This window comes from Streptomyces sp. NPDC057939 (assembly GCF_042887545.1).
GTDB lineage: Bacteria > Actinomycetota > Actinomycetes > Streptomycetales > Streptomycetaceae > Streptomyces.
Map to the genome: position 1 here is coordinate 1 of NZ_JBHVPG010000073.1, position 15,627 is coordinate 15,627.

Consider the following 15,627-nt stretch of genomic DNA (forward strand, 5'->3'; position numbering starts at 1 on the left):
TGTTTTTCTGGTGGGCGGGTTTTTGTGTAAACGCCCCCGCGGCGGCCGCCCCACCGCCCGCCCCCCCCACCCCGCCCCCCATGCCGCCCCCACGCGCCCCCCCCCCCCGGGCCCCCGGGGGGGGGCGGCCTCTTCGGTGTGCTCCCCGCGTCGGCGGGGCGGCGGTGCTCAGACGGTGGTGATGACCTGGTCGAAGGCCAGGCGCGGGCTGCGCGGGTACCAGGCGGCCTCGCCCGGCTTGCCGATGTTGACGACCATGATCGGGGTGTGGTCGTCGTCCAGGAACTCCTTCTGGAGACCGGCGAAGTCCACGCCCGTCATCGGACCGGCGGCCAGACCGGCGGCGCGGACGCCGACGATGAAGTACGCGGCCTGGAGCGAGGCGTTGACCAGTGCGCTCTGCTCGCGGACCGGGCGCTCGGTGAAGAAGTCCTTGGCCTGCGGGTAGCTCGGCAGCAGCTGCGGGATCTCCTCGTGGAACTCGTTGTCAGCGGAGAGGATCGCGACCAGCGGCGCCGTGGCGGTCTTGGCCTGGTTGCCCTGGGCCATGTGCTTCACGAGGCGCTCGCGGGCCTCGGGGGAGCGGACCAGCGTGACGCGCAGCGGGGTGGCGTTGAAAGCGGTGGGGCCGAACTTCACCAGCTCGTAGATGGCCTGGACCTGCTCGTCGGTCACCGGCTCGTCGGAGAAGGTGTTGGCGGTACGGGCCTCGCGGAACAGCAGGTCCTGAGCGGCGGCGTCGAGAACGAGAGACATCGGAAAGCCTTCTTCTTTAACGGAGGTGAAGCGCGATGTCTCCGACTCTAGGTCGAAAGTAGGTGAACTTTCAACTAAATTGGCGTGCGCGTGATCGAGATCACTCGGGCCGGCCCGCCCCGTCGGCGCCCGCCCCGTCCGCCCCCGCGTCCCGCGCGGCCAGCGCCGAGTCCAGTCGGGCGCGGGCCCCCTCCAGCCAGTGCCGGCAGACCTTCGCCAGCTCCTCGCCGCGCTCCCAGAGCGCCAGCGACTCCTCCAGCGAGGTCCCGCCCGCCTCCAGCTTGCGGACGACCTCGACGAGCTCGTCGCGGGCCTGCTCGTAGCCCAGCGCCGTTTCGGTGTCAGTCATTCCCGTTCCCATCGTATGTGTGTCGTACATCGAATTTGTTGCCGCAGTGTGTCGCCTCAGAGGGAGTCGCCGGCGGGCTTCCGGCCGCCCTCCGCGCCCGCTTCCGCCTCCTGCGCCCCGCTCGCCCGCTGCGCCTCTTCCGCCTCGGCCGGTACGTCCACGACCTCCACCGAGAACGAGCCCGCCGCCACCCGCGCCCGCAGCACGTCGCCCGGCGCGACCTCACCCGGGGCGCCCACCACGTGCCCGTCCGCCCGCTGGAGCACCGCGTACCCGCGCTCCAGCGTCGCCGCCGGGGACAGCGCCACCACCCGGGCCAAGGTGTGCGCCAGCTCCGAGTCGGCCCGGTCCAGCAGGTGCCCGAGCGTGCGCCGGCCGCGCGCCAGCAGGGCCTCCACCTCGTCCTCCCGGGTCTCCACCATCCGCTGCGGATGGACGAAGACCGGCCGCGCCAGGGCGTGCGCGAGCCCCCTCTCCTCCCGGTCGAGCAGCCCGCGCAGGGCCCGCAGTCCCCGGCCCTGGAGCTGACGTACGCGCTCCATCTCCTCCCCGACGTCCGGGACCACCTTCTTCGCCGCGTCCGTGGGCGTCGAGGCCCGAAGGTCCGCGACGAGGTCCAGCAGCGGGGAGTCCGGCTCGTGCCCGATCGCCGAGACCACCGGAGTACGGGCCGCCGCGACCGCTCGTACGACCTCCTCGTCCGAGAACGGCAGCAGGTCCTCCACGCTGCCGCCGCCGCGCGCCACGATGATCACGTCCACATCGGGGCGGGCGTCCAGCTCCTTGAGCGCCTGCACCACCTGGGGCACCGCGTGCACCCCCTGGACGGCCACGTTGCGGACCTCGAAGCGGACGGCGGGCCACCGTCGCCGGGCGTTCTCCAGGACGTCCCGCTCGGCCGCCGACGCACGGCCCACCACCAGCCCGATCAGCTGCGGCAGGAACGGCAACGGCCTCTTGCGGTCCAGGGCGAACAGACCCTCCGCCGCCAGCGACCGCTTGAGCCGCTCCAGCCGGGCCAACAGCTCCCCGATGCCGACCGGCCGGATCTCCGTCACCCGCAGGGACAACTGCCCGCGCGGGGCGTACCACTCCGGCTTCGCCAGGACGACGACCCGCGAACCCTCCGTCACCGCGTCCGCGACCTCCTCGAAGACCTGCCGGAAGCAGGTCACGCTGACGGAGATGTCGTGCGACGGATCGCGCAACGTCAGGAAGACCACCCCCGCACCCGGCCGCCGGGACAGCTGCGTGATCTGCCCCTCCACCCACACCTGACCCAACCGGTCGATCCAGCCCCCGATGAGCCGGGACACCTGACCGACCGGCAGCGGCGCATCAGCCGACGTATTCAGACCCATGCACGCAGGCTAGTCGCCGGGGCCGACACCGCTACCGGGCCCGTCGGACCGTTCCCCGGCGCGTCGGCCCCGCTGGGCCACCAACACCCCCAGGCCCACCGCCAGCCACACCGCTCCCACGACCTGCGCCTCCCACGACGCCTCCACGATCACGGCGACGGTCACCACCGCACCCAGCGCCGGCACCACCAGGTGCTTCCACCAGTTCACCGGGCCGCCCGCGCGCCGCACCACGAACCAGCCCACCACCGAGGCGTGCAACAGCGTGAACGCCACCAGCGCCCCCACGTCCACCACCGACACCAGGTGGTCGAGGCCGTCGTCGCGCCGCGCCGCCCACACCGCCGCCACCAACGTCACCGTCGCCGCCACCAGCAGCGCCGCCCGCGGAGTGCCGTCCGAGGTACGGGACAGGACCCGCGGCAGCCGGCCCTCCCGGGCCATCGCGAACAGCAGCCGGCCGGCCGCCGCCTGCCCGGCCAGCGCCGCGAACGCCGCACCGATCGCCTTGCTCACCGCCACCAGGTCGTGCAGCCACGCCCCCGACGCGGACTCGACGGTGTCGTAGAACGCCGGACCCTGGAGCCCGGGATCCGCGGCCAGCTCGGCCGAGGACACCGGGGTCAGCAGCGCCGCCAGGTAGGTCTGCGCGACGAACAGCACCCCGGTCACCGCCAGACAGAACAGCACCGCCCGCGCCACCCGCGCGGAACCGCCCGTCACCTCCTCGGCGAACGAGGCGATGGCGTCGAAGCCCAGGTACGACAGGACCGCGACCGACACCGCGCCCAGCACGGCGGCCACCGAGAAGCCGAGCGAGCCGTCCCCGGTCAGCGGCGACAGCCAGCCGCGCCGCGCCCCGCCGTCCACCAGCGCCACCACCGCCGCGACCAGGAAGACGAGCAGGACCACGATCTCCATGGCCAGCACGGCGAACCCCACCCGCGCCGCCGCCCGCACGCCCCACAGGTTGAGCAGGGTCGTGATCACCACCGCGAGCGCCGTCCACACCCACCGGGACACCTCCGGGACCAGCGCGTTCATCGCGATCCCGGAGAACAGGTACGCCACCGCCGGGATCAGCAGGTAGTCCAGCATCGCCATCCACCCGGCGATCAGCCCCGGCCCCTCCCCGAGACCCTTGCGGGCGTACGTGAAGACCGAGCCGGCCTGCGGGGCCACCCGCACCATCTGTGCGTAACTGAACGCGGTGAAGGCCATCGCGACGGTCGCCACCAGGTACACGAGCGCGACCGCCCCGTGCGACTTGGCGTCCAGGGTGCCGAAGACCCCGACCGGAGCCATGGGCGCGATGAAGAGCAGACCGTAGACGACCAGGTCCCGGAAGCCGAGGTTCCGCCGTAGGGCGGTGTGCTCGGGCGTACCGGAATCCGTGACGGACGCCATCCGTCCTCCGAGGGATAGGCGGGACAGGCTTTCGGGCAAGTGTGTGCCGGACGGGGGACGTACGGCCTGCTGGAGCCCCCCGTACGATGGAGGACATGACTGCACCCGCCCCCGCTCCCGCATCCCGCCGCGTCCTGCTCGCCGCCCCCCGCGGCTACTGCGCGGGCGTGGACCGAGCCGTGATCGCCGTCGAGAAGGCCCTGGAGCAGTACGGTGCGCCGGTCTACGTACGCCACGAGATCGTGCACAACAAGTACGTCGTCCAGACGCTGGAGAAGAAGGGCGCCATCTTCGTCGAGCGGACGGAGGAGGTCCCCGAGGGCTCCATCGTGATGTTCTCGGCGCACGGCGTGGCCCCCGTCGTCCACGAGGAGGCCGCGCGCGGCAAGCTCGCGACGATCGACGCCACCTGCCCCCTGGTCACCAAGGTGCACAAGGAAGCGATCCGCTACGCCAACGAGGACTTCGACATCCTCCTCATCGGCCACGAGGGCCACGAGGAGGTCATCGGCACCTCCGGCGAGGCACCGGACCACATCACGATCGTCGACGGCCCCGACGACGTCGCGAACGTCCAGGTGCGCGACGAGTCGAAGGTCGTCTGGCTGTCGCAGACCACCCTCTCCGTCGACGAGACGATGGAGACGGTCGACGCCCTGAAGACCAAGTTCCCGCTGCTCGTCTCCCCGCCGAGCGACGACATCTGCTACGCCACCTCGAACCGGCAGGCCGCCGTCAAGGTGATGGGCGCCGACTCCGACCTCGTCATCGTCGTCGGGTCGAAGAACTCCTCGAACTCCATCCGCCTCGTCGAGGTCGCCCTCGACGCGGGCGCGCGCGCCGCCCACCTGGTCGACTTCGCGTCGGAGATCGACGAGGCCTGGCTGGAGGGCGTCACCACCGTCGGCCTCACCTCGGGCGCCTCCGTACCGGAGGTGCTGGTCGAGGAGGTCCTGGAATGGCTGACGCAGCGCGGCTACGCCGACGTCGAGATCGTCAAGACCGCCGAGGAATCGATCGTCTTCTCCCTCCCGAAGGAACTGCGCCGCGACCTGCGCGCCGAGGCGGCGGGGCTGGTCGCCGGCGGCTCGCAGGACTGAGGGTCGGCGGCCGGGACGACTAGCTCCCGGGGCGCCCGCTTCGTACGGTGATCCCATGGAGATCTTCGGTGTGGACATCGGCGGTTCAGGGATCAAGGGCGCTCCCGTGGACCTGGACCGCGGCGAACTGGCGCAGGAGCGCCACAAAGTACTGACACCGCACCCGGCCACCCCCGAAGGGGTCGCCGGGTGCGTTGCCGAGGTGGTGGACGCCTTCTCGTGGAAGGGCCCGATCGGCGTCACCTTCCCGGGCGTGGTCACGCACGGCATCACCCGGTCGGCCGCCAACGTGGACCAGGGATGGATCGGCCTCGACGCGGCGGCCCTGCTGTCCTCCCGACTGGGCGGCAGGAAGGTCACGGTCCTCAACGACGCCGACGCTGCGGGGATCGCGGAGATCACCTACGGTGCCGGCCGCGACGTCTCGGGCACGGTCATCCTGCTCACCCTCGGCACGGGCATCGGCAGCGCGCTCTTCCGCGACGGCCGACTCGTACCGAACACCGAGCTCGGGCACCTCGAACTGAAAGGCCACGACGCGGAGACGCGCGCCTCCGTCAAGGCCAAGGAGGACGGCGACCTCAGCTGGCCGCACTGGGCCCGGCGCCTGGAGAAGTACCTGGCCCACGTGGAGATGCTGTTCTCCCCGGACCTGTTCGTCCTCGGCGGCGGCGTCAGCCGCAAGCCCGAGAAGTTCCTCCCGCTGATCGAGGGCATCCGGGCCGAGATCGTCCCGGCGAAGCTGCAGAACGACGCCGGCATCGTCGGCGCGGCGATGGCGGCGCGGGACCTGGCGGAGTAGGCCGCTCGGGGCGGGCGGCGGCCGTCCTCGGGGGAGCGGCGGTCGGCGGGCCGTCGTGTCGCCCGTCGGACCCGGTGGGCCCGGCCAGTGGGGCTAGTACGCCGTCGTGCCGCGTCGGGCGGCGCGGCGGCGGCCGCTCAGCACCGCGCGGCGCGTCAGCGCGATGAGGGCGGCGATCAGGGTGCCCGCGTACAGCCACCCGGCGTGCAGGGAGAGCGCGGACACCACCCCCATGAGCTCCCCGGCGAAGCCGCCGGAGCCGCCGGACACGGGCCACACCCCGGCGGCGAAGGCGATCGGGACGGAGACCGGCGCCGTGATCAGGTCGGCCGGCCGCACCCACAGCGCCGTGGCGGCGGCGACCGGCAGGAAGAGCAGCCCGTACACGAACAGCGAGGACCCGAAGAGCAGCCAGGAGATCCCGGCGGCCAGCAGCATGCCGGTGCACGCGAGCAGCCCGCCGCCGAGCCCGGTCAGCCGGGGCCGGGGCATCCGGCGGCGACGCCCGGCCGGAGGCCGGGGCCCGGGTCGCTGCGCCTGCGCGGGTACGCCGCCGACGGGCACCGGGCGCCGGGGCGCCGGGGGCTCGTGAGGCGGCTGAGGCGCCTGAGGGTGACGTACCGAACGCATCCTGTATTGCTCCACCCCACCAAACTAGGTGGGAGGCCCCCCGTACGGCCGCCCGGACACGCGTACATCGAGTGGCACTCATCTGAAAGTAAACTGTCCGGTGGCCCACTCCGGGCCGCCGCCCCCTCCAGCTACGGGAAGTCGCCAACGTGTCGCTCACGATCGGAATCGTCGGCCTGCCGAATGTCGGCAAGTCGACCCTGTTCAACGCCCTGACCAAGAACGACGTGCTGGCGGCCAACTACCCGTTCGCCACCATCGAGCCGAACGTCGGCGTCGTCGGGGTCCCGGACCCGCGCCTGGCCGTCCTCGCGGGCATCTTCGGCTCGCAGAAGGTCCTCCCGGCGACCGTCGACTTCGTCGACATCGCAGGCATCGTGCGCGGCGCGTCGGAGGGCGAGGGCCTCGGCAACAAGTTCCTCGCGAACATCCGCGAGTCGGACGCGATCTGCCAGGTCATCCGTGCCTTCAAGGACGAGAACGTCGTGCACGTCGACGGCAAGGTCTCGCCCAAGGACGACATCGAGACGATCAACACCGAGCTGATCCTCGCCGACCTCCAGTCCATCGAGAAGGCGGAGCCCCGCCTGACGAAGGAGTCCCGCCTCCAGAAGGAGAAGGTCGCTGTCCTCGCGGCCGTCGTCGAGGCGAAGAAGATCCTCGAAGCCGGCGACACCCTCTTCTCGAAGGGCATCACCAAGGGCACCGAGCGGGGCGACCTCCTCCACGAGCTGCACCTCCTCACCACGAAGCCGTTCCTGTACGTCTTCAACGTCGACGAGGACGAGCTGACGGACGAGGCCTTCAAGGACGAGCAGCGCGCGCTGGTCGCCCCGGCCGAGGCGATCTTCCTGAACGCGAAGCTGGAGCAGGAGCTCATCGAGCTGGAGGACGACGAGGCCCTCGAACTCCTCCAGTCGGTCGGCCAGGAGGAGCCCGGCATGGCCACCCTCGGCCGCGTCGGCTTCACGACCCTGGGCCTCCAGACCTACCTGACGGCCGGCCCGAAGGAAACCCGCGCCTGGACCATCAAGAAGGGCGCCACGGCCCCCGAGGCGGCGGGCGTCATCCACACCGACTTCCAGCGCGGCTTCATCAAGGCCGAGGTCATCTCCTTCGCCGACCTGGTCGAGTGCGGCTCGGTGGCCGAGGCCCGCTCGAAGGGCAAGGCCCGCATGGAGGGCAAGGAGTACGTCATGCAGGACGGCGACGTGGTGGAGTTCCGCTTCAACGTGTGATGCGCCAGGTGGCGCCACGTCGCTGATCTGGCAAACGTGAAGTTCAGAAGGGGTCGCCTCCTCCGGGAGGCGACCCCTTCGTCGTCACCGTGCTGGATGGGTGCTGAATATTCTGACGTGAAGTCAGCGGGTGATCAGGTCTCGTGAACGGTGGACCGGTGCCCCACGTGAACGACCCGGAAGGCCGCTGGAGATCGGCACTTCGTCCGACCGCCCGCGGGTGCCGTCGGGGGTGGGGCAACTGACGTAAGGTCGGCGGGAATCGGGCGGAATCGGGGGGAGCGCGTGATGTCGGGACCGGCCGTGTCGGGGCGGGCAGTCAGGAAGTGCGAGCGGGCGTGGGTCGAGGGCGTCGAGCTCCTGCGGCGAGGGGACCGGCCGGCGGCCGGGGAGGCCTTCCGCACGGCGGTCGGGCACGATCCGTCGGCCGCCGACGCCTGGCTGGGGATGCATGCCGCGGGACTGGGCCGGGGTGAGGCCGTCGAGGCGATGTACGCGCAGTCGCACTCCTTCGGCGCCCTGCGCGCGCGACTCCGCACGCCGCTGGTCTCGCGGTTCCGGATCGGCGGGTACGTGGACTTCCGCCTGGAGTCGCGCCGGGACCTGTGGCTCGCGAAGGCCGCGAAGCTGCTCGATGAGGACCGGCCCGACGAGGCGTGGCAGATGTTGTCGTCCGCGCTGCTCGACTGCGACGAGACCCGGTTCGTGCTCGCCCGGTACGCCTTCACCAAGCGGGACTGGCCCCTGCTGCTGAGGTTCGCGCCGGGCATCGGCGACGCCTTCCTGCTCGACGAGTCGCAGCTCTACGTCGCCGCCGGCCTGGTGGCGCAGGGCGTCCACCACGAGGCGCTCAACGTGCTGCGCCCGCTGCCGCACGCGCTGCGGGAGAACGCCGGTTTCCTCGGTGAGGTCTGCTACCTGCGCGGCCGTGCGTACGAGGAGCTCGGGCGGCCCGAGGAGGCGCTCAAGCAGTTCCAGACGGCGTTCCGTCACAGCCCCGGGCTGGCCGACGTCGCCGAGCGGGCCCGGGCGGTCAGCCCGCCGCCCCCTCCCGCGACGCCGCCCGCCGTACGGCCCGTCCCCGCCCAGGCCGGTCCCCCGCGCGTGCGACCGGACGGGGCGGCGGAACTGAGCGACGCGGACCGTGCGGCGATGCTCGACGCGGCGATGGCCGAGCTGGACGCGATGGTGGGCCTGGCCCCCGTCAAGCGCCAGGTCCGTACCCTGTCCGCCCAGCTCAGGATGGCCGCGGTCCGCCGGGCGCAGGGGGTCGGCGCGGCGCCTGAGCCCGTGCACCTGGTGTTCGCGGGACCGCCCGGCACCGGCAAGACGACGGTCGCCAGGATCGTCGGCCAGATCTTCGCCGGGCTCGGCATGCTGGAGCGCGGTCACGTCGTCGAGGTCCAGCGGGTGGACCTCGTGGGGCAGCACCTCGGCTCGACGGCGCTGAAGACCACCGGGGCCATCGACCGGGCGTTGGGCGGGGTCCTCTTCGTCGACGAGGCGTACGCGCTGGTCAACGACGGGTACAGCGGCGGGGACGCCTTCGGCAACGAGGCGCTCCAGGTGCTGCTGAAGCGGGCCGAGGACGACCGGCACCGCCTGGTCGTCGTGCTCGCCGGATACCCGCAGGAGATCAAGGAGCTGCTGTCGGCCAATCCCGGCCTCATCTCCCGGTTCAACACGCGGGTCGACTTCCCGGCCTACTCGGCCGACGAGTTGGTGCTGATCGCCGAGTCCTTCTTCCGTCGACAGAACGACGTCCTCAGCGACGACGCGGCGGCGGCGCTGCGCGGTTGCTGCGAACGCGTCGTGCTCGACGCGCTCATCGACCGGCTCGGCAACGGACGCTTCGCCCGGGAGCTGGCGTCGAAGGCGGCCAAGGTGCGGGACCTGAGGGTCATCGACATGCTCGACGGATCCCGGGACCCGTCGATCGACGAGGCGACCACCGTCCACGTCCACGACATCGCGCAGGCGTACCGGGAGCTCGCGGAGGGCGCCGAGCCGGACTGGTGACAGTGGGCGACAGTGGTCGTCATCGGGAACCGCCGGTTCAGAAGCCCCGGACCGAGGCGATCGTGAACGTCGTCGGCGCGCCCGTGGACGGGGTCAACGGCCCGTCCTTGTCGAACTGGGAGCGGACCACCAGGGTGCGGCCGGGTCGGTGGGTCAGGGTCGTGGGGATCTGTAGGGAAGGGTCCGTCAGGGTGCCGGTCAGTCGGCCCCGGGTGCCGTCGGCGGAGAGCTTCCAGCGGGTCAGGGTGTTGGGGACGTTCTGGGCGACCCGGAGCGTCCCGTCGGGGGAGAGGTCGAGCCCGTCGGGGGACGTGAGGTTCCCGCCGGTCAGGGCGACGCGGCCGACGGCGCCCGTGCGGAGGTCGACGCGCAGCAGTTCGCCCTCCGGCATGTCGACGGTGAGGAGCCAGCGGCCCGCCGGGTCCGAGACGATGCCGTTGAGGCTGAAGCCGCCGGCCGGACGGGGCCGCAGGGCCGGCGTCAGGTCGTACGCGACGCTCAGCGGGCCGTCACCGGAGGCCGGTTGGTCCGGCGTGACCCGGTAGATCACCCCGCGCACGCTGTCCGTGAGGTACGCGGAGCCGTCGGGCGTGACGGTGAGGTCGTTCACGAAGCGGGGGGCGTCCCCCGGGACGTCGAAGCGGGCCAGGCGGGCGCCGGTCCGGGTGTCGTACACGGTGACGCCCTTGGTGGAGTCGGTGACCCAGAGGCGGCCTCGCGCGTCCACGCGCAGGCCGTTCGCCGTGGTGCGGCCGTCGGCGCCCGCCGGGAGGAAGACCTCGGCGCGGCGGGCTCCCGGGCGGGCGCGGTAGACGGTGCCGTCCGCGTACGAGCCGACGTAGACCGTGCCCGTACGGGCGTCGGCGGCTATGCCCTCGGGGTAGACCTTCGTGCCCGGCAGCTCGAAGGCGGTGGTGACGCGGACGTCGAACCCGGACGCCCCGGACGCCCCGGACGTCCCGGACGGCGCGGGCGCCGCCCCCAGCGACAGCGCCGCGGCCAGCGCGAGGGGTACGGGCATGAACTTCGACCACATGGGCACAGGTGTCCTCTTTCGATCAGGTGAGTACGCACACTAGTTAGAACCCTAATGATTGGCAAGGGTCGTAGGATGCCCCCATGACTTCCATGCCCGCCGAGGAGCGCATCGGCTCGCACGTCAAGCGCGCCGAGCAGGCGCTCCTCGGGGCGAAGAACACCGCCCTGAAGCCGGCCGCAGTAACGGTTCCGCAGTACGCGGCCCTCTATTGGCTCGGCGAGAACTCCGGCATCTCGGCGGCCGCCCTGTCCCGGCTCTGCGGGGTCACCCCGCCGACCATGAACACGGTCCTGAAGAACCTCCAGGAACGCGGCCTCATCGAACGCACCCCGCACGCGTGGCACCGCAACGTCCTGGAGACCCGCCTCACCGAGGAGGGGCGCGCCGTGCTGGACCAGGCCGACGAGGCCGCCGTACGGGTCGAACGCGCGCTCGCCGCAGCCTTCTCCGAAGAGGAGCGCGAGCAGCTCGTCGGGCTGCTGGGCCGCTGCGCCGAGGTGCTCGACACCTTGCGGTAACCCCCCGGCCCCGGGGTTTCGGGGCAAGTTCTCGCCCCGTTTTGGAACTGTCCCGGGCATTCGTCCATCAGAACCAACGGGATGTCCAGCCGTTCTGTCCCTCCCAGGACAGTCATGACCGTTCGGAGCGAAGTTCGTGCACCAGTACCCGCAGCAGCCGTTCAGTGGCGAGCCCGAGCGCGCGCCCAAGCGGTCCCGGCGCGCGATATGGATCAGCGCGGGCGTCGCCTGCGCGTTGGTCCTCGGCGGCGGGGGCTTCGCCGCCTGGAAGTACGAGTGGTTCTCCGGCAACGGCGAGGCCGTCAGCTTCGGGAAGAACAACCAGGGCGCCGCGTCCGACGGCGGAGCCAAGTCCAGGTCGAAGTCCCCCGACGCGGCCGCCCCGGCCACGCCGAGCGGCGACCCGGACGTGCTGCTGCCCTCGGGTCCGAAGGCCGCCTTCAAGCAGACCGCCAAGCTCGACGACGGCACGGTCATCGCCAAGACCCGGCTGGCCGGGGCCAAATCGGGCTTCGAGGGCGACGTCTGGGTCTGGGCGCCCAAGGAGTACGACGACCCGAAGTACGCGAAGAGCGCCTTCCCGGTCCTCATCGCGCTGCCCGGCGGCAACGGCTACCCGGCCAACTACTGGTCCGACCGCAGCCTCGGCCTCCAGAAGGCCGTCAGCGAGGGCGTCAAGGCCGGCACCAGCCTGCCCTTCATCCTCGTCATGCCCGTCCTCAACCCGGACGCCAAGTACTACTACGACGGCTCCGACATACCCGGGCAGCCGAAGATGGGCACCTGGATCTCCGAGGACATACCGGACTTCGCCCGCGCCAACTTCCGTACGTACAAGTCCCGCGACGGTTGGGCCTTCATGGGCAACTCCTCCGGCGCCTTCGTCGGCCTCAAGCACGTCATGCAGCACCCGGACAAGTTCAAGGCCGTGATCGCCAACGGCGGTGAGATCGTTCCCGACTCCCCGTTGTGGAAGGGCCACCAGGCGGACATGGACGCCAACAACCCGGAGAAGCTCGCGCAGAAGTTGATCGACACCAAGGGTCCCGAGGTACTCGTCGCCTTCCAGTACGGGACCAAGGAGGGCGGTCGCGCCCGCCTGGACAAGTTCCAGCAGCAGTTCGGCAAGGGCCCCGTCAAGGTCACCATCCACGAGATCGTGGGCGGCGACCACAACGGCTGGGACTACGTCCGGGGCATGAAGGAGAGCGCCCTGGCGGAGGTCAGCAAGGTGCTGAAGGCCCCGAAGCCCGACGCGGGCTGATCCGCCCGGCCCGGCGGGGACCCGTCCCCGCCCGGTCCCGTCCCCGGCCGGCCCGGCCGGGACCCGCTCCCGCCCGGCCCGGTCCCGCGCCCCCGTTCCCGCCCTCCCCGCGTGGCCCTCGCCACGTCGCCCCGCTCCCAGGCAACCCTTACGGTCGTTCACACCTCTGTCAGGTGTGTAAGGGGGACCTATCGGTCCGACTCGCGCCCAACCAGGGCGCCGCAGAAGGAACGGGAACAATCCGTGCAGCATGACCAGCAAGGCGACGACAGCCCCACGACCGGGGGTCGTCGTCGCCCGAAGCGCCGGCGTCCGTTTTTGATCGGCGGGCTCGCCCTCCTCCTCGTCGCCGGGGGCGGCGGGGCGGCGTACATGACCGGCCTCTTCTCGGACATAGGGGATCCGGTGTCCTTCGGGAAGATCCAGGAGTCGGCGGCCGCCGAGGACATCAGGCCCGAGGTACTGATGCCCACCGGCCCGAAGGCCGCGTTCAGCCGTACCAGCAGGCTGCCGGACGGCACCCAGATCGCCGTGACCACCCTGACCGGGGCGAAGTCGGGCTTCACCGGGGACGTGTGGGTGTGGGTGCCCAAGGAGTACGACGACCCGCAGTACGCCAAGAGCGGCTTCCCGGTGCTGATCGCCCTGCCCGGCGGCCGCGGCTACCCCAAGAACTACTGGGGCACCGGGCCCGGCCTCGGCCTCCAGCAGGCCGTGATCGACGGGGCGAGGGAGGGCACCAGCCTGCCCTTCATCCTCGTCATGCCGGTGATCAACGCCGACACCAAGAACCACTTCGACGGCTCGGACATCCCCGGCCAGCCGAAGATGGGCACCTGGATGGCCGATGACGTCCCGGATTTCACGAAGGCCAATTTCCGCACCTTCACCTCCCGCGACGGCTGGGCCTTCATGGGGTCCTCATCGGGCGGCTTCGGGGCCTTCAAGCACGTCCTGAAGTACCCGGAACGCTTCAAGGCGGTCATCGCCAGCGGCGTCGACTTCGTCCCCGATTCCCCGCTCTGGAAGGGAAACCGGCAGGCCATGGACGAGAACAACCCGGAGAAGCTCGCCGAGAAGCTGATCAAGGCGGGGGGTCCCGACGTCTGGATCAACTTCCAGATCGGCACGAAGGAGAGCGGCCGGGAGGCGGCCGAGAAGTTCATGAAGCAGTACGGCAGGGGCCCCGTGCACACCCGGCTCCAGGTGATCCAGGATGGTGAGCACAACGGAAAGTCCTACGTACGGGGCATGAGGGAGGGTTCGCTGGCGTGGATCAGCAAGGTGTTGCGAGCGCCGACACCCGAACCCGCCGTGCGCTGAGCCCGGTGGTGCGGAGCGTGTCGGCCGCGGCGGTGGCGGGGATCGCGGCGGTGGCCGCCGTCGTCCTCCTCAAGGCGTCCGAGGACAGGTCGGTGCACCCGTTCCCCACGGTGGGCGTGCTCATGGCGGGCGGCGAGCACTGGTGCACGGCCAGCGTCGTCGACAGCCCGCGGGGCAACGTCGTCGCCACCGCCGCGCACTGCGTGGCCCCCGCGGGCGAGGACGGACAGCCGGGCGAGGTCGCCCACGACGGCCTCGCCATCGGCGAGCTCGCCTTCGCCCCCGCCTTCTCCGGCGAGGGCGAGGGCACCCAGCCGCTCGGCGTGTGGAAGGTCAGCTCGATCCACGTGGACGAACGCTGGACGAAGTGGGGCGACGACACCGCCGACTTCGCCTTCCTCACCGTCGAGCCGGACGAGGAAGGACGCAGCCTCCAGCAGCGCGTCGGCGGCGGAGAGGCCCCCCGACCCGACTGGACGTCCGGGTACGAGCGCGAGGTGACCGTGATCGGCTACCCGGAATCCGAGCACAACCCGCAGAACAAGCCGGTCTCCTGCACCACCCGGACCCGTCACGACGACGAGGACCCCGACATGCTGTACATCAGCTGCTCGGGCTTCTGGACGGGCACCAGCGGCAGCCCCTGGATCGCCGACCGCGGCGGACCGGACCGCCCGGGCCGGCTGATCGGGGTGCTGAGCGGCGGCGACACGGACGTGGACTCCACGGCGGCCCTGTACGACGAGCGCGCCAAGGCCCTCTACGAACGGGCGGCCGGCGGCTGATCCACGTCGACCTCCACCGGCGGCCGTTCCGCGTCGACCTCGGCCCGCGGCCGATCCCCGGCACCCTCCGCCGGCGGGGTCGCCCTCCGCTGCGTCCGCTCCGTGCTGACGATCACGCCGACCGCCACCACCACGATCCCGCCGCCGAGCAGGATCGGCCAGGTCAGCGCCTCGTCGAGGATCAGCGTGCCGAGCGCCACGGCGACGACCGGATTCACGTAGGCGTACGTGGACACCAGCGACAGCGGCGCCGCCCGGAGCAGCCACGCGTACGCGGTGAAACCGACCACCGACCCGATCAGCACGAGGTAGGCCTGGGCCACCCAGGAGGCGGTGGAGAACGCGCCGAGGTCCAGACCGCGCTGCTCGCCGCGCAGCAGGCCGACGACGATCCCGCCGATGCCGCCCGCGAGCATCTGGTACGCGCTGCCCGTGAACGGATTGCCCGGCAGCGGCAGCCTCGACGCCGAGAAGGAGCCCAGCGACCAGAGCACCGCCGCGGCCACCACCATCAGCACCCCCGACAGCCGGACCTCCCCGCCGAGCTCCGGACCGATCAGCACCGCCAGCCCGGCGAGACCGATCAGCACGCCGACCAGGGTCCGCGCCGGCGGCCGGTCCCCGCCGGCCGCCCGCAGCACGACCACCCACATCGGCACGCTCGCCACCAACAGCGCGGCCAACCCGGACGGCACCCGTGTCTCGGCGAGCACGACCAGTCCGTTGCCGCCCAGGATCAGCAGCATCCCGACCAGGACCGCCGAGCGCAGCTGCGCGCCCGTGGCCCTGAGCGCGGCAGGCCCGGACCGCCAGGCGACGATCCCGGCGAGCAGCAGTCCGGCGGTGATGAAACGGGCACCGGCCGACAGGAACGGCGGCATGGTCTCGACGACGATCCGGATGCCCAGGTAGGTCGAACCCCACACGACGTACACCAGGGCAAGGGCGGTCCAGACCGCGCCCGTGATCCTGCGGTGCGGGGGAGCGGTAGGGCTCCCGGTCGTGTTCGAGGTGCGCATGTCCGGATCCTAGGGTC

15 protein-coding genes are annotated in these 15,627 nt (G+C 71.6%); 8 read left to right on the forward strand and 7 right to left on the reverse strand.

Going from position 1 to position 15,627, the window contains the following annotated elements:
- Positions 1 to 168: 168 nt before the first annotated feature.
- The 4 genes from ACFVS6_RS39630 to ACFVS6_RS39645 all read right to left on the reverse strand — a co-directional run bounded on the left by ACFVS6_RS39630 (position 169) and on the right by ACFVS6_RS39645 (position 3,873).
- On the reverse strand, positions 169 to 756 hold the full coding sequence (locus tag ACFVS6_RS39630; protein ID WP_389711389.1) for a malonic semialdehyde reductase: 588 nt from the start codon (positions 754 to 756) through the stop codon (positions 169 to 171).
- A gap of 100 nt (positions 757 to 856) precedes the next feature.
- Entirely contained in the window at positions 857 to 1,105 is a 249-nt protein-coding gene (locus ACFVS6_RS39635; protein WP_389711390.1) for an exodeoxyribonuclease VII small subunit, read from the reverse strand.
- 56 nt (positions 1,106 to 1,161) lie between these two features.
- Entirely contained in the window at positions 1,162 to 2,466 is a 1,305-nt protein-coding gene (gene xseA / locus ACFVS6_RS39640; protein ID WP_389711391.1) for an exodeoxyribonuclease VII large subunit, read from the reverse strand.
- Between the two features lie 9 nt (positions 2,467 to 2,475).
- Positions 2,476 to 3,873 carry an APC family permease gene (locus ACFVS6_RS39645; protein ID WP_389711392.1) on the reverse strand — a complete coding sequence of 466 codons (1,398 nt, stop codon included), beginning with the start codon at positions 3,871 to 3,873 and terminating at the stop codon, positions 2,476 to 2,478.
- Between the two features lie 86 nt (positions 3,874 to 3,959).
- Here ACFVS6_RS39645 and ACFVS6_RS39650 point away from each other — a divergent pair, with 86 nt between their 5' ends.
- Both ACFVS6_RS39650 and ppgK read left to right on the forward strand, forming a co-directional pair.
- Positions 3,960 to 4,973 carry a 4-hydroxy-3-methylbut-2-enyl diphosphate reductase gene (locus tag ACFVS6_RS39650; protein ID WP_389711393.1) on the forward strand — a complete coding sequence of 338 codons (1,014 nt, stop codon included), beginning with the start codon at positions 3,960 to 3,962 and terminating at the stop codon, positions 4,971 to 4,973.
- Positions 4,974 to 5,028: 55 nt separating this feature from the next.
- Positions 5,029 to 5,775, forward strand: a complete 747-nt coding sequence (ppgK, locus tag ACFVS6_RS39655; RefSeq protein WP_389711394.1) for a polyphosphate--glucose phosphotransferase — start codon at positions 5,029 to 5,031, stop codon at positions 5,773 to 5,775.
- Between the two features lie 93 nt (positions 5,776 to 5,868).
- Here the strand turns inward: ppgK and ACFVS6_RS39660 are convergent, their stop codons facing one another.
- Positions 5,869 to 6,267, reverse strand: a complete 399-nt coding sequence (locus ACFVS6_RS39660) for a DUF6542 domain-containing protein (RefSeq protein ID WP_389711395.1) — start codon at positions 6,265 to 6,267, stop codon at positions 5,869 to 5,871.
- 287 nt (positions 6,268 to 6,554) lie between these two features.
- Between ACFVS6_RS39660 and ychF the strand changes: the two genes are divergently transcribed.
- Together ychF and ACFVS6_RS39670 are read left to right on the forward strand one after the other, a co-directional pair.
- Positions 6,555 to 7,643, forward strand: a complete 1,089-nt coding sequence (gene ychF / locus ACFVS6_RS39665) for a redox-regulated ATPase YchF (protein WP_389711396.1) — start codon at positions 6,555 to 6,557, stop codon at positions 7,641 to 7,643.
- A 288-nt stretch (positions 7,644 to 7,931) separates the two neighbouring features.
- Positions 7,932 to 9,662, forward strand: coding sequence for an AAA family ATPase (locus ACFVS6_RS39670; RefSeq protein WP_389711397.1), 1,731 nt, complete (start codon positions 7,932 to 7,934; stop codon positions 9,660 to 9,662).
- 37 nt (positions 9,663 to 9,699) lie between these two features.
- Here the strand turns inward: ACFVS6_RS39670 and ACFVS6_RS39675 are convergent, their stop codons facing one another.
- Complete coding sequence (locus tag ACFVS6_RS39675; protein ID WP_389711398.1) at positions 9,700 to 10,698, reverse strand: SMP-30/gluconolactonase/LRE family protein; 999 nt, start codon at positions 10,696 to 10,698, stop codon at positions 9,700 to 9,702.
- Between the two features lie 83 nt (positions 10,699 to 10,781).
- On the opposite strand from ACFVS6_RS39675, the gene ACFVS6_RS39680 reads away from it, so the two are divergent.
- From ACFVS6_RS39680 to ACFVS6_RS39695, 4 genes are all read left to right on the forward strand, one after another.
- Positions 10,782 to 11,219, forward strand: a complete 438-nt coding sequence (locus ACFVS6_RS39680) for a MarR family winged helix-turn-helix transcriptional regulator (protein WP_389711399.1) — start codon at positions 10,782 to 10,784, stop codon at positions 11,217 to 11,219.
- 136 nt (positions 11,220 to 11,355) lie between these two features.
- Entirely contained in the window at positions 11,356 to 12,483 is a 1,128-nt protein-coding gene (locus ACFVS6_RS39685; RefSeq protein WP_389711400.1) for an alpha/beta hydrolase-fold protein, read from the forward strand.
- Between the two features lie 243 nt (positions 12,484 to 12,726).
- The gene (locus ACFVS6_RS39690; protein ID WP_389711401.1) at positions 12,727 to 13,806 is read left to right on the forward strand and encodes an alpha/beta hydrolase; all 1,080 of its coding nucleotides are present in this window, start codon (positions 12,727 to 12,729) and stop codon (positions 13,804 to 13,806) included.
- Positions 13,807 to 13,823: 17 nt separating this feature from the next.
- On the forward strand, positions 13,824 to 14,591 hold the full coding sequence (locus tag ACFVS6_RS39695; protein WP_389711402.1) for a trypsin-like serine peptidase: 768 nt from the start codon (positions 13,824 to 13,826) through the stop codon (positions 14,589 to 14,591).
- On the opposite strand, the gene ACFVS6_RS39700 is transcribed toward ACFVS6_RS39695, so the two are convergent.
- A complete protein-coding gene (locus ACFVS6_RS39700) occupies positions 14,567 to 15,610 on the reverse strand; it encodes an EamA family transporter (RefSeq protein WP_389711403.1) in 1,044 nt (347 codons plus the stop codon). The two genes, ACFVS6_RS39695 and ACFVS6_RS39700, sit on opposite strands and share 25 nt — an antisense overlap.
- Positions 15,611 to 15,627 lie beyond the last annotated feature (17 nt).